The organism is Bacillus sp. TH13, assembly GCF_016651175.1.
Lineage (GTDB): Bacteria > Bacillota > Bacilli > Bacillales > Bacillaceae_G > Bacillus_A > Bacillus_A thuringiensis_S.
Genome location: NZ_JAEKEJ010000007.1, coordinates 237002 through 250939, shown reverse-complemented (window position 1 = coordinate 250939; position 13938 = coordinate 237002). Strand labels below are relative to the sequence as shown.

Below are 13938 nucleotides of genomic sequence, written 5' to 3'. Positions count from 1 at the left end.
TTTCCCTATAGCTGTTAGAATATCCCTTTGTATTTGGTAAACAATATCTTTCATAATTTCATAATATTTGAGGTTTCAGACCCTGAAAACGCAAGAATAAGTGGCTTAAGTTTTGCTCTTAAACCACTTTATGATTTTGGAACATTATTTTGTATTTTTGCCATGCAGATGAGCAGCACTTACGATACCTACGATATTGTTAATCGAATTTTGTTCGAACCCCGATAACCATAAAACTGTTCGCAGTTCATCTTTTGTCAACTGACGACCAATGTTTTCTTGTAAGGATTCCACAAATGATCTGTAACGGAACATTTGCCATTCTTCAAGGACTTCTCCTAAATCTGATTCAATCCATTCGGATAAACCACTTTTATTAATACCTTTATAGGTCAAATTCATCAATATAAACTCCTTTCTAATCAATTTATTTATCTATCTACATCTATCTTTATTTAAACATTCAGCTGCTTCTAACCATTGTTTAGTTATAACGAGACATTTCGAAAAATCTTGATCTTTCATATATTGCAGGATAAATTAACTATGAATATTTTCATCTATTGTTTGGTACACTATTTGATTTTCCTCAAATCGAATTGTACATAGTAAAGAGTCATCATCGATACGGTTAAATTTGCCAAACTTCATATTGGGGATTTCTGTATTTGAATGTCCAAAGGAATGTAAAATATTTTTCACCTTATGGATTACATTCAGCTGCAGTGTTTGATCTGACTCTTGAAATTCTTCCGCATTTAAAGCAATGTCTAGATTGATATACAACTTATTGAATTCACAACTAATAATTTTCAAATAAAACACTCCTTTATTTAGTTAAATAGAATATTATAAAGCTGCTTTTTCTAGTAATTCTAAACGTTGTTTTGCTTCTTCCATTGCCCATGAACGTTGTGCATAATCATTTTCTTCCCAACTTGGGTTTAAGTAGAAAAGTGCATCATTTTCAAGAACTGCCTTAAAGTCTGGATTAGAAGCTGAGTGTAATTTTTCATTTAGCTTTTCCCATGTATTAAATTCATTTAATAAAGCAAGGGAAGAGATAATTAATTCGTTATATTTAACCGGTCTTAGTTTTTCATTTACAAATGTTTCACTCATAATATAAATACTTAATACAGAAAGGAGATGCTCGCAGGACCGGGTGAAATATGTTCTTTCAGGGATCTGCGGTGTTAATTTGATTACTTCTTTACCGAAACTTGTGTGCATGCTTTTTAAGTATTTAACTTCAGTCATTATATATATCCTCCTAAAAACTGCTAATTAGTTTGATAATAATTTCTAAAACGTAAATATCCAATGCCCTCTATATAAGAGTAACCTTGTGCTTGTAAGTCTCCTATTACTTTATTAGGCTCCTCATATTGAATTAAATCGGTTAACAATAGAAATTCAATAAAAGAAACATCTACGTCACGATAAAACCCATTTAAGATCTTTATCTCTAGTTCGCTAAATTGGATACCATACATTAAATTGTTTACTAATTTTTCAGTAATCAAATCCCCGAATTCTTTAACAGGCTTTGGGAGATCCAATTTTTTTCTATCATCATTTTTAATTCTTAAATCTAAAATTAAATAATCAACTTCTTTGGAGGAAAGTGCTTTAGTATCTTGAATAGGAAATTGCGGTCTGGTATTCCTTTTAAAAAGGTCTTTAAGGGATTTCAAAAAATCACTTCCTTAACATGGTTGTAAATGAAAATATATTATTTTGGCTAAATTAGATGAGATGGAATTCAAGTTGATGGTGTTTATTGTTAATGATGTTCTTTTTTTGTTTCTTAGGGATACTTACATCAAAAGTAATATCTGGAGCAGAGTCTAGGGTGAGTTTTAAGAAGTCTTGGTCTAAGTGGCCTGAATCTAAATTGATTGGTTCTAATTCTCCATAGCAAAATTCACGGATCGTACCATCATGACCATATAAAAACCAGCGGGAATCTTGTAAAAATTTTAGTCTAATATCATGAATGCCTAAAGCTGAGATTATTTGTTCTTGTATATCATTGATACTCTCTAAAATTGAAACATTTGTAGTGGAGTGTAAATTGTCTCGCAAATGTACTTCGATGCAATTGGAATATTTCACTTTAATTAACACACGTGATTTTGCAGGTTGGTTATTTTTTTTGAGTTTTAATACTAGTATTTTCGCACCTAGTTTCTGAGCGTCTTTATCAACCAATTTTTGATTTGTATTGTTCATTTTTTATCCTCCTTGTCTAATCATATTATTTATCTTTTGGATCCTTTTTCATAAACTTTGATCGGTTAATTCTCAACTCTTCTTTTAATATAACAACCTCAGAACGAAGGAAAATAGTACATTTTTCTTCAGACTTAATAGGGAGTAAACGGCCGTCTTTAACCAGAGCTTTAACTCGTGCATTAGAAACTCCAAGAAGCGCAGCTACATCTTTAGTTATCATGAGCTCTTGTGTGAGCCATTTCTTTAGTTCCGGTGTTATATTCATTCGCATTCTTTCTCCTTAATAGACACAAAAAAGTGAAGTAATGTAATACCTTTGTTTTATATTAACATAAAGGGTTGCCATATGGTAATGGTTTATTTTTAATTTTTCGATTAAATCGACTTTTCTGAAATATAGTTTGATGTTGTACAACATAACATGATAAAATTATGTTAATAAATGGTTGCTATACGGTAATAGCTGTATAAACTTTGATTATAATAACTAGTATTAAAAGGGATATTATTAATGAATTACGAAATGATTGTATATCTATAGAATTTGAACTTCCTCCACTGTCAATTCGTTTAAGAGTGGGGGATTCCTAAGTAATGAGTTCTATCGAACGCTAATTTATTAGGCTAACCCCGCAGTCCTTGCGGTTAGAAGTCTTATCGCTTCATTCTTTATATTGATACTTGCGTTAATATCCCTATCATGGTGTGTATGACAAGAGGGACAGTCCCATTTACGTAGGTTTAGATTTTTAACGTCTTTGTTTTGGTATCCACAACTAGAACATAATTGGCTGGAAGCAAATGTTTTCGATACGACAATGACTTGTTTGCCATACCATTTTGCTTTATATTCCAACATGGTTCGAAACTGTGACCAGGAAACCTCACTAATTGCTTTTGCTAATTTATGATTCTTTAACATATTCGATACTTGCAAATCCTCTATACCGATAACATCGTGGTTTTTGATGATTTCAGTTGAGATTTTGTCTAAGTAATCTTTTCTAGCATTTGCCATGTATTCATGAAGTCTAGCTACCTTTACTCGCTGTTTATTCCAACGAGTAGATCCTTTCGTTCTTCTAGAAAGAACACGCTGTGCTTTCGCTAACTTATCTTCTAATAAGCGAAAAAACTTCGGATTTTTATAGGTTTTTCCATCTGACAAAATGGCGAAATCTTTTAGTCCCACATCTATTCCGATGTAAGAATGTGTTTTCGGAAGTTCTTGTATTTCTGTTTCAACTAACAATGACACAAAGTAGCTGCCAGAAGGGTTCCGTCTAACTGTAGCGTTTACAATGCGTCCCTTTACTTCGCGACTTTTGGCAAATCGAATAAGACCTAGTTTCGGTAACTTTATTTTGTTTCCTACAACAGCAATGTTTTCATTTGTTTGTTTTGTGGTATAAGATTGTACGTTGTTCTTCTTAGATTTAAAGCGCGGAGCACTGTTTTGTTTTTTGAAAAAACGTGTATAAGCATCCGCAAGGTTGCGAACGGACGACTGAATCGCAATACTATCGACTTCTTTTAGCCAAACAAACTTTTTTTTCATAGCAGGAAGTTTGGCAGAGCATGTACCATATGTCAAACCTTTCCCTGTCTCTTTGTATGCGTTATCCCATAGAGATAGGAAATGATTAAATACAAAACGGGAACAACCAATCGTTTTATTGATTAGGCTCGCTTGTGCTTTATTTGGATAGATACGAAATTTATATGCTTTATTGATAATCATTTGTTTCACCTCCATTTCGATATATGTGTATTATAAACTGAACATACATTCGATGTGTAGTGAAGTGATCATGACAAATTGTCAAGTAACAACTTACTATCTGTTGAACAATAAAGAGGGCATCCTGCCATTGCTTGTACCAAGTTAATCCATCTTCTGCCGTCTCATTTTGCGTTCTTTGAGTAAGGGGTTTTCTTGGCTAAAATAATAACAACATGTTTGGTAGTAATGCAAAATATGCTTATATATCCTGTGTTTATTTTGTGAAATACTTTAGAAGGGGGATATAATTATGAGAGTATTTTTATCAAGAGATGCAGCGATGAAAATGGATTTAAGACAACTCGAATTAAATACTACGTATGCACTTGTAAATTATGGTGAACCAAAAACTGCTCTTATGAAGAAGGTTCAAATAAATATTACTAAAATTGAAGATATGAAACTTAAAGTGGAAGTCGTTGAAGAGAGAGAAGGACCCAAGGTGTATGGTTTTTCAATTAAAGACTTTTTTGATGAATTAGTCAAAGGAGTGGAAAATCATCCGAAATTTAATCTAACATACTATGACATTGATGGTACTAAAGCCATTGTTTCTTATGATTTCACTCTTAATTCAAAGGCATCTGATATGGAGATTAATAAATTTATCGATTTTATAGAAGGACAAATTACTGGAGTGCATTTAGAAGTTTTTAAAGCTTTTAATTTTCCAGCAAACAAACCAAAGAATAGTTAAAAAGGTTGTAAATAAATGAGTGGCAAAGGTCATTGTTACAATGACCTTTTTTTGCTTGAATATGTATGTATCAATTATTTCGGATCTAAAAATTTTTAGGGTGTTAATAGGTTGTATAATATTATGTAGTCACATATAGGAGCTGGGTAAATGAAAATAGTTGCATGGAATGCAGGCATGGCATTTAGGAAGAAAATCGATAAAATATTACCGCTTAAAGCAGACATATTGGTAATTTCAGAATGTGAAAAATCGGAAAAATGGGGACAGATTGATAAAGAAAAAGGTATCTATGATTTTTTATGGGAAGGGGATAATCCAAACAAGGGTATTGGAATAATTACTTTTGATAAAAGGTATAAAATTGAAATTCATCCTGACTATGATAAATCTTTCCGCTATATTGTTCCAATAAAAGTCTCTGCTGGTAACCAGGAATTTATAATGTTTGCTGTTTGGTCACAGAAGGGGGAAAAACGTTATAGTAGTTACATAGGTCAAATATATTTAGCGTTAGAGAAATATGCTTCTTTGCTAAAGGAGCCGTGTATTATTGTAGGGGACTGGAACAGCAATAAGGTATTTGATCATATAAAAAGAGTTAAGACACATTCTGAGGTTGTCGAATTTCTTGAAGGATTTGGGATTAAGAGTGCATATCATCAATTTTCTAAGGAAAAGCAAGGTGAGGAGTCGAAAGCGACCCATTATTTTAGAAAAGGAAAAGGGAGACCATTTCATATTGATTATCTGTTTGCTTCTGAAATATGCCTGGAACAATTAAAATCTTTTAAAATAGGTTCTTGTGAAGAGTGGATTGAGTTCAGTGATCATATGCCAATAATTGCTGAATTTAATAAGTAAATTATAAGTCAATAAAATCAAGTTCTTAAAATATTCCAAATTGAATACACTCTTTTACTCTATTTAAAATGGATTAATTTTATTGGCATCTTATTATTTATATAATTAGAGTGATTTTATATGGATGCTACTGTAATAGAAATATACAGTCATAACGAATAAAGGAGGTAATAATATGAATTATTATTTTGGTCCTCACATTAAAGAGGAAGGAATCAGAATGAATCCACCATCAAATATTAATTCTAAATGGCGGTATTCATTAGAAATTCCATTTAAAGATAGTGTATGGGCCTGTTGCATATGTAATATTGAAAAATCCAAGCCAGGCTGGAATTATTGAGGATAATCGTACTAAATCTGATATGACAGTAAATAAAGTATGTATCTATTTTTATGTTAGAGGGTTTTCAAAGGTAGTTATACTGAATTTAGCAGGTATATATGCAACAGATCTATCAACAATTAGCCATAAATCGATAAATCAGCTGGTCGCATCAAAAAATGAACCAAATGCCAATGATAACGAAATACATAAACAGTTAAGAAAATTTAGGAACGGAATAGATGTAATTGCTGTGGGATGGGGAAAGGAAAATAAAGTTAAAGGTGATTATGATTCTAGAATACACCAGGTTTTAGCTATTATTGACCAATATACGGAAGAAATATTTGAATATCCTTCTGATAGTTCATACCCTATACATCCAGCTGCTAAAGAGGGGTGGAACAATTGGGAAGAATTAGTACCTTTCAAATGGAAATAATGAATAAAATTTTAAGCGATTTTGCTGATATAAATGCTGACGAATATGTAAGTAATTATTATGAGCTTAGTATTATGTCAGAAAATAAAAAGGACAATATTTTTGAACTTGCCAAAAAGGCGACATACGCTACTAATAATGACACATTAGAACTCATACACTTGAAAGAATGGAAAAAAGAATTCCTAATTTGCCAATATCCCAATGGAGAGTCTTCTTGGTTTGGGAAAATACCGTACGGATATGATTTAAATGGATTGACTGCGAAGGAATATATAATAGAGCAGTTATTAAATGTATTCAAACAAGAACCCGATGAGGTTTATTGGATTAAATTAGATCCAGGAGGTTATTATGCATGCTGTTATGAAGAATATTTGTTTAAGACAAACAAAGGGATTTATTTTTTAGTATGCAAGTACACGATTAAATAATCAGGATTTGAAATATAGTTTTATTAATAAAAAACTTAGATAATAAAATGATCTAATAATAAAGAAGAAGTCTCCATGTCAAAGGAATAAGAATTAAATGAAGAATGCAGATAGTCCAAGTGAATTTTGTATTCTTCTTAATTCCTATTATGTTTTTGAAAATAAAGTTAAAAAACCAAGCCCCTAAAATTGTAACAGATAACTCAAAGATCGTAATTATCCATTCTAGTATAGTATGTTCTACATCAGGAGAAGCGCCAGCCATACCAAGAACAACTATAACTGGAAATGAGGGTATATAAACAAGTAAATAAGAAAAAAGTAAAAAATATATTTTATCAATGTTTTTCCTTCCATAAGATCCACTCCTAATATAGAACTAATAGTTAAAGGGGAATTATCAAACTTACTCAAAATTTACACATGCTATATTTTAAGTATATAAGTTAATGCTTTTATACTTAAATGAAGATCCCAAGATAATGTTATTTCATAGGTCTTCAGTGAAGAAATATCATATAAGATCAAGAAGGAACTATAGCAAACAATTAGTCTGCATACATATCAGAAGGTAATAAGGGACTATGGCACAACTCAATCAATATTTTAAAATATATAATACTTAAAATAGATGGTAATATACTATGAAATCATATCAATAGTAATAAGGAGCTATAGCTTAACCCTTTTAAAATATATCCATATTATAACAAAAAAACGTAAATACACATAAGGGTCTGAATCTTCTGTTAAAAATAAATTGAATATGATGGTAGTAATTTATATAATGTATGTAAGACTTTCTTTTTTCTTTTTATAATCCATAAATACTACAACCCTTTCGGGGAAATGACTTTGTAAAGCAGCCTTGCTTGCAAAAATTCATATACCCGAAAGGGTTTTTTGTGTTTAAAAACAATTAGGCTTATGCCGTTTATATAGATATTTCTAAAAAGAAAGGATGAAAGTAGTTGTATATATTTGAAACGGAAAATTGCAGAAGGACAATTAGCGATGAATTTATTTGATTTTTGAAAAAATGTGAAAAGTAAAGAGGAATTTAATAAAAAAATTAAAATTAAAACATTAAGGGAGGAAATTGTAATGATAGGTGAAACTTTTAAAAATTTATTATTAAGTCTGGCTGGTTTAATAGTGGGGTTGAGCGCCATATATTTAATAGTTAAATATAGCTTTAAATTAACAGTAGAAAAAGCTTTACCTAATTTAATAGCCTATGCTAGCTTATATTTACCAGGAGTTATAACATTTGGTTTAGTTGGATACTTTTCTAATTCATGGATTTTTGGAATTGTAATGGGTGTTATAGTTGAGGCAATTCGTTTCTATGGGTTAAGCAGAATACTAAATCATATATCGTCTTCTTTAAGAGCGATGAAAGTGAAAATTGCTATAGCAAAAGCAAATAAAATAGCAAATACTAAAAACAAACCTTTAGAGGTAATTGAAGCTGCTGAAGTTAATATTGAAAAAGAGAACATAGTACAAGAGCAACCAGTAATTGAGTTGAAAAAAGAACAGAAAGAAATTATACAAACGGAAGAACCAGAAATAATTGACGATGCAGATGATGTAGAGGATTTAGATGAAATGGAAGGATTAGAGCGTGTAGCGGTACTGGAGCACATAGAAATGGTTGCAGAAACTAAAGATGATGTATTAGTAGAACATGGTACTACGGTAAAACGTGAGCGTAAGCAAGCTGAAAGTACACCAGATACACAGAAAATCTATGAACAACTAAAACTAGTTATATTAAGTAGGAAGTTAGAAAAGAAAAATGATGAAATTAGTTTTGATTAACAAAAAAGAAATCATCATGCCTAATGGTGATTTCTTTTTGAGTTTGTAAATTCTAATGTATATAGGGGATTAAAGTGAGTAAAACTTTTTTAGGTTTTTTTCTGCTTCATTTAGTCATTATCCAAACGGTTTTATGGTATGAATATACCTTGATATTTGTCGTTAACTTTCTATTAATTTCTTCATTTGTGAACTTCCAAATCATAACAAATATTACTAAGATAATTCTATGAAAATTTATTGAACATTATCTTTGGGATTCAATATGAAATTTGTTTGAGTATAAGTAGAATTATTACCTGGAATTATAATTCTACTCAATAATTCTGCGTAGTATCAAATTGGTTAAATATTGATGAACATGTATGCACTCTATAAGAAATATTTTATGATAGCATAAAACAGTTGAATCAAATTGGTTAGATATGTAAAAAAACTTGATAACTTCCTTCGAGGTACTTTGAAAGAAGAGTTTAAAGGGATTGTTTCTAATGAAGAGATTGGAAGGTTTACTTTACAGACGACAGTTACTGACAAAGAATTGTTGGATAAGATGTTCGATATGGTAACATCAATTCACCCAGATTACTTGCAAGGTTCGGCATTCATTGTTTCACGATCCTTTTTTAATAGACTTGCTAAGTTGAAAGATGAAGCAGGCCATTTCTATATACAGAATGGTATTGTAAATAATCGAGTATCTTATACTTTTCTTGGTTTAGAAGTAATAGTTACTGATTCTTTAGAAGCTGGCGATGGTGTTGGACAAGTTCCATGTGTATTTGGAAATATTGAAGCTGGTTATGCAGTAATGATTAAGAAAGGACCAGAGCTAGTTACAGTTCAAGATAGTGCACAAGCTCTTCGAGGTTCAATTGGATTTCTTCTTGATGCTTACATAGATGGTGCAGTGTATAATCCTGAAGCTATCGCTAAATTGGTTATTGTTTAAAGTATTTAAAACGCTAGTTAGATTAATTATTCAAAGAATCGGCATTCCCCGGTCCTCCTTTTTTTATTTTAAGCACTATTGGATGATAGGTGGAAGCATACAAATGAAAGTAATACTTATAGAGGGGAGGAAGCCACTACCTAATTAATATTGATAGGATGTTGTTATACATATCCGTATGTATAGTGGTTATTAGCAGATACAGATGTAGTTATAAATATATAAACAGATATGTATGCTGATAGATAAGCAGTATGAACAGCAGTAACAACAGTAGATACATACGTAGGTACAACAGTTATAACAACAGTGAGTAAGGGTAGTATCAATCAGCAGTAACAATAGATGATGTATGCAGGCGTAAGCAGTAGCAACTACATTAGATGATGCAGTAGTTAAAGCAGATGCAACAACAGTGATGATGAGATGATGTAAGATGAATACTAATGATGGTGAAGTGGTTGAAGATGATGATCAAACCAATGATGTTAAAAGAGAGATGATTGCTCAAAAAATTCGCGGTTAAAAAGAGGGTGAAAAAATTGGGAAAGTGTGTGGCTAAAAAGCTTGGGAGATACCGCCTACCCTTTTTGAAAAAAACGTAAAATATCATGTAATAACGGGGAAAGGGACGTTTTCAGCGTCGGTACCAATTGGCCCATGGCCCGTGAGATTTAAAAAAGCTCATACTTTTGTACGAACCTTGACATATTCCTCTTTAAGCATTGCTGACCAACCTTTTAGATTTCCCACTGGTTTAGCTCGAAAGAGAAACATAAATTTGAATCTAAGATTTAAGAGCAGGATTCTTCAATGATGGGAGGAGTTTTTTTAATATAAAGATTTCTTTATGTCTGTTATAATATAATTAATAGATTAAGATGTTTAATTTTATAACAGAAAGAAGGGATTGTTTGGTAACGTATAATAACGTAATCTCAACAATTGGACGTGGGAATAAGTTAAGTCGCTGTACGGACGCCGAAGGTAACACCTTCAGTCGAGAAGAGATTGTTAATAGTTGGAAACTAACGTACCGAGAGAGGGTATCTCGAAATAAAGATGAGATTGGTTTACGTTTGCCTCAATTTGGAGCATTATCCGCAATTCGCGCACATTGGGCGACATCAAACTCTCCAGCAACAATTGTCTTACCTACTGGAACAGGAAAGTCTGAAACAATGTATGCTACGATTATTTCTGAAAGAATATCTTCAACATTAATCATTGTACCGTCTAATCTCTTAAGGGAGCAAATTTTTGAAGGAGCGAGGCATTTCGGTATACTTCCAAAATTAGAAATGATTTCTGATGAAGTTATTTATCCTAACACCTTTCTTTATAAGTCAAAAGTAGAAAATGAGGATGAAATAGCTATGATTGCTACACTTGAGGAAGCTAATATAGTTGTTTCAACCCCCAGTATGATTAACAAAATGCCTCCCTCTGTTTTGAATAAACTAGCTGAAAAAGTAGAAGTTGTAATCTTTGATGAAGCACATCATCTCGCAGCTCCCGAGTGGGGAAAGGTAAGAGAAAGATTTTTAGGAAAGAGAATTTTACAATTTACTGCAACACCATTTAGAAACGATGGTAAAAAGGTTGATGGTAAAGTAATTTTTAATTATGGTTTGGCACTGGCACAAAAAGCTGGATATTTCAAACCAATCGACTTTTATCCAATTCAAGAATTTGACGAGCGAAAGTCTGATGAAGAAATTGCAAAAATTGCAATTCAGCATTTGGGAGAAGATTTGAAACAAGGATATGAACATATACTTTTAGCGAGAGCGAAGAGCCGTAAACGCGCTGATGAGTTATATGAAAAAATATATTCTCAATATAAAGAGTATAATCCCGTTGTAATTCACACGGGCATTCGACCAGCAAAGAGAAATAAATCTTTGGAGCAAGTTAAAAATGGTAATGCTAAAATTGTGGTATGTGTAGATATGTTTGGTGAAGGCATTGATATTCCAACATTAAAAATTGCAGCAATTCATGATAAATATAAGTCACTTCCAATTACGCTTCAATTCATTGGACGATTTGCTCGTACAAGTGGTAATAATTTGGACAATGCAAAGCTCATTACAAATGTGGCAATGGATGATTTGAAGGAATCGATTGAAGAGTTATATCGTCAGGATTCTGATTGGAATCAACTACTTAATATACATTCACACCAAGCTATTGACAAAGAAGTTGAACTCAGTGAATTCATTAGCAAGTTTGAAAAAGGCCATGTGAAGGAGATTGATTTATCGCAGCTAAAGATGAAAGTAAGTACCCGAATGTTTCGATACTCTTCAAAAGAAACTTTTGTAGAAGGATGGAAACAAGTCTTGGATTCAGATAGAACTACACCATTAATAAATGGAGAAGATTCTGTTTACATTTTTATTGAGGAAATTGAAACAAAAGTAGTCTGGTCAGATCAAAAGGATATAGTGCAATATGATTATGATTTCTTTGTGTTGTTCTTTGATAAGGAGAATGGAATCATTCATATAAACGAAACCGATACCGGAAAAGGAAATCGACTTGTAGAAAGTATGTTTCCGAAAGCAGTAGCAATCAAGGGAGATTCAATATATAGAAGCTTAGATGGAATTAATCGATTGATGATTGGAACTTTGGGATTGAAGCAACAACCTAGCGGAAGGATTAGCTTTAGAATGTTTGCTGGTACTGATATTAAGTCTGGAATTAGTGAGGCAGTTGTATCTGGTTCGACTAAATCAAATTTATTCGGTTATGGCTATCAAAGTGGGGGGCGCATTAGTATTGGTTGTTCGTATAAAGGAAAAGTTTGGATGCGCTGGGTAGAACGGATAAACTTTTGGACGGAGTGGTGTCAGAATATAGGGAAGAAGATATTGGATGATACTATTGATACGAATAATATATTAAATAATTCGCTCACTTTAGAAGTTATTAAGGAATTTCCAGAAGGTGTTCCATATAAAATATTGTTGCCAGAAACAATTGAAATTTCCAATTCTTCTACGAAACAGTTGTATATCTCTAAAGAACAAAAGAAGTTTCCATTCTTTCAATCGAATTTAAAAAATCCTAGTGTAGTTAATGGAAATCTTCGCTTTGAATTTTGGATAAATGAAAGAGGATTTATCTTTGAACAGATTATTGATGAGACCTCATATAGTTTTAAGCAAATCGAAGGTGAAGAACTAATGGTGAAATATGGTAATAAAACTGTTAAAATGACTGATTATCTGTACGAATATTCACCAGAAATATCATTCATACAAAGTGATGGAACTATTATAATAGTCCAAGAAAATTTAAAAACAGTTATCAAACCAAAAAGTGGAATTGGATTGCCATCAGACTCTTTATTTGCTATCGACTGGAAGGGATTTGGGGTCAATATTAAATCTGAATCCCAAGGAAAAGGAAGAAAAACTGATTCAATTCAATACGCTACGATACATAATATTGTAGATCAGACATCAAATATTATTTTTGATGATGATGGATCAGGAGAAATTGCAGATGTTGTTTCTGTCAAAATTGATAATGAACATCGAAAAGTCGTATTTCACCTGTATCATTGTAAATACTCACACGGAGAACGCCCCGGTGCTCGTGTTTCAGACCTATATGAAGTATGTGGTCAAGCTGAAAAATCAATTATGTGGAATGATAATGTCTTAGAAATTGTTCAAAGAATGATCGAACGAGAAAATACGAGACAGAGAAACCACGAAGAAACACGATTTGAGAAGGGGGACTTACAAACTCTGCATATGTTAAAAAAGATGATAAAATCTGGTTTTGAAACAGAATTTGAAATATCAATTGTTCAGCCAGGAGTATCGATAGTTGAGATTACAAATTCAATGAAACAAATTATTCTTGCAACTGATACTTATTTAAAGGATACTTATGGCATTCGTTTAACATGTTATTTTAGTAATTAGATAGGCAGTTTGTACATATTGCTGTTCTAAAAAATAGAAAACAATCTCTAAATAGCTATAGAGCTAGGTATTGAGTTTTCCTTAAATAGTAGAAACAAAAGCTCAGGTTTAATTTCAATGCAACCTGAAATAAGGACATTACAATCATATTGTCCCTCTATATAAATCTGGTTGTAATGATCTCACAGACTTTCAATTATTATGTAAACCTTGCAACGGTAATGATTGAAGAAGGAGACTAATATAAAATATTAATTTTATTTTTAAAAGAAGAAAGGGAAGCCGTAACTTTGTGTTTTACAGAGGTGATTTCCCTTTTTATTTCGTTCATCATCAAAAATGGGTTCTCAGATTGTTTTGTGTGGCACTTTAATGGTTGAGTTAATATAATTACATTTAATTATCGTAGAATGTAACAGTGGATATTTTAGAGCT

General features: G+C 31.9%; 14 protein-coding genes and 1 pseudogene. 8 read left to right on the top strand and 7 right to left on the bottom strand.

Annotated elements, in window-relative coordinates; translation table 11 throughout:
- Positions 1–144: 144 nt before the first annotated feature.
- The 7 genes from JFU02_RS02965 to tnpB form a co-directional block, all read right to left on the bottom strand.
- The gene (locus JFU02_RS02965) at positions 145–402 is read right to left on the bottom strand and encodes a hypothetical protein (RefSeq protein ID WP_098882801.1); all 258 of its coding nucleotides are present in this window, start codon (positions 400–402) and stop codon (positions 145–147) included.
- Positions 403–540: 138 nt separating this feature from the next.
- Positions 541–825 carry a hypothetical protein gene (locus JFU02_RS02960; protein WP_327830018.1) on the bottom strand — a complete coding sequence of 95 codons (285 nt, stop codon included), beginning with the start codon at positions 823–825 and terminating at the stop codon, positions 541–543.
- A gap of 24 nt (positions 826–849) precedes the next feature.
- Entirely contained in the window at positions 850–1260 is a 411-nt protein-coding gene (locus JFU02_RS02955; protein WP_098882802.1) for a hypothetical protein, read from the bottom strand.
- Between the two features lie 23 nt (positions 1261–1283).
- Entirely contained in the window at positions 1284–1697 is a 414-nt protein-coding gene (locus JFU02_RS02950) for a hypothetical protein (protein ID WP_201069665.1), read from the bottom strand.
- 52 nt (positions 1698–1749) lie between these two features.
- Complete coding sequence (locus JFU02_RS02945; RefSeq protein ID WP_201069664.1) at positions 1750–2235, bottom strand: hypothetical protein; 486 nt, start codon at positions 2233–2235, stop codon at positions 1750–1752.
- Between the two features lie 25 nt (positions 2236–2260).
- The gene (locus JFU02_RS02940; protein ID WP_242488036.1) at positions 2261–2503 is read right to left on the bottom strand and encodes a helix-turn-helix transcriptional regulator; all 243 of its coding nucleotides are present in this window, start codon (positions 2501–2503) and stop codon (positions 2261–2263) included.
- 354 nt (positions 2504–2857) lie between these two features.
- Entirely contained in the window at positions 2858–3979 is a 1122-nt protein-coding gene (gene tnpB, locus JFU02_RS02935; RefSeq protein ID WP_201069662.1) for an IS200/IS605 family element RNA-guided endonuclease TnpB, read from the bottom strand.
- 292 nt (positions 3980–4271) lie between these two features.
- Here tnpB and JFU02_RS02930 point away from each other — a divergent pair, with 292 nt between their 5' ends.
- From JFU02_RS02930 to JFU02_RS32710, 8 genes and pseudogenes are all read left to right on the top strand, one after another.
- On the top strand, positions 4272–4718 hold the full coding sequence (locus JFU02_RS02930; RefSeq protein WP_074651268.1) for a hypothetical protein: 447 nt from the start codon (positions 4272–4274) through the stop codon (positions 4716–4718).
- 150 nt (positions 4719–4868) lie between these two features.
- Positions 4869–5582, top strand: coding sequence for an exonuclease/endonuclease/phosphatase family protein (locus JFU02_RS02925; RefSeq protein WP_074651269.1), 714 nt, complete (start codon positions 4869–4871; stop codon positions 5580–5582).
- A gap of 311 nt (positions 5583–5893) precedes the next feature.
- Positions 5894–6349: a DUF1643 domain-containing protein gene (locus JFU02_RS02920; RefSeq protein WP_242488035.1), complete on the top strand. Its 456-nt coding sequence runs from the start codon at positions 5894–5896 to the stop codon at positions 6347–6349.
- Positions 6340–6779, top strand: a pseudogene (locus tag JFU02_RS02915) (hypothetical protein). Before JFU02_RS02920 ends, JFU02_RS02915 begins: the two are co-directional and overlap by 10 nt.
- A 1108-nt stretch (positions 6780–7887) precedes the next feature.
- Entirely contained in the window at positions 7888–8607 is a 720-nt protein-coding gene (locus JFU02_RS02910) for a hypothetical protein (RefSeq protein WP_201069661.1), read from the top strand.
- A gap of 415 nt (positions 8608–9022) precedes the next feature.
- Positions 9023–9559 carry a phage major capsid protein gene (locus JFU02_RS02905; protein ID WP_276571036.1) on the top strand — a complete coding sequence of 179 codons (537 nt, stop codon included), beginning with the start codon at positions 9023–9025 and terminating at the stop codon, positions 9557–9559.
- Between the two features lie 914 nt (positions 9560–10473).
- The gene (locus JFU02_RS02900) at positions 10474–13503 is read left to right on the top strand and encodes a DEAD/DEAH box helicase (RefSeq protein WP_201069660.1); all 3030 of its coding nucleotides are present in this window, start codon (positions 10474–10476) and stop codon (positions 13501–13503) included.
- A 148-nt stretch (positions 13504–13651) separates the two neighbouring features.
- Complete coding sequence (locus tag JFU02_RS32710; protein ID WP_088015171.1) at positions 13652–13732, top strand: hypothetical protein; 81 nt, start codon at positions 13652–13654, stop codon at positions 13730–13732.
- The last annotated feature ends 206 nt before the right edge of the window (positions 13733–13938 follow it).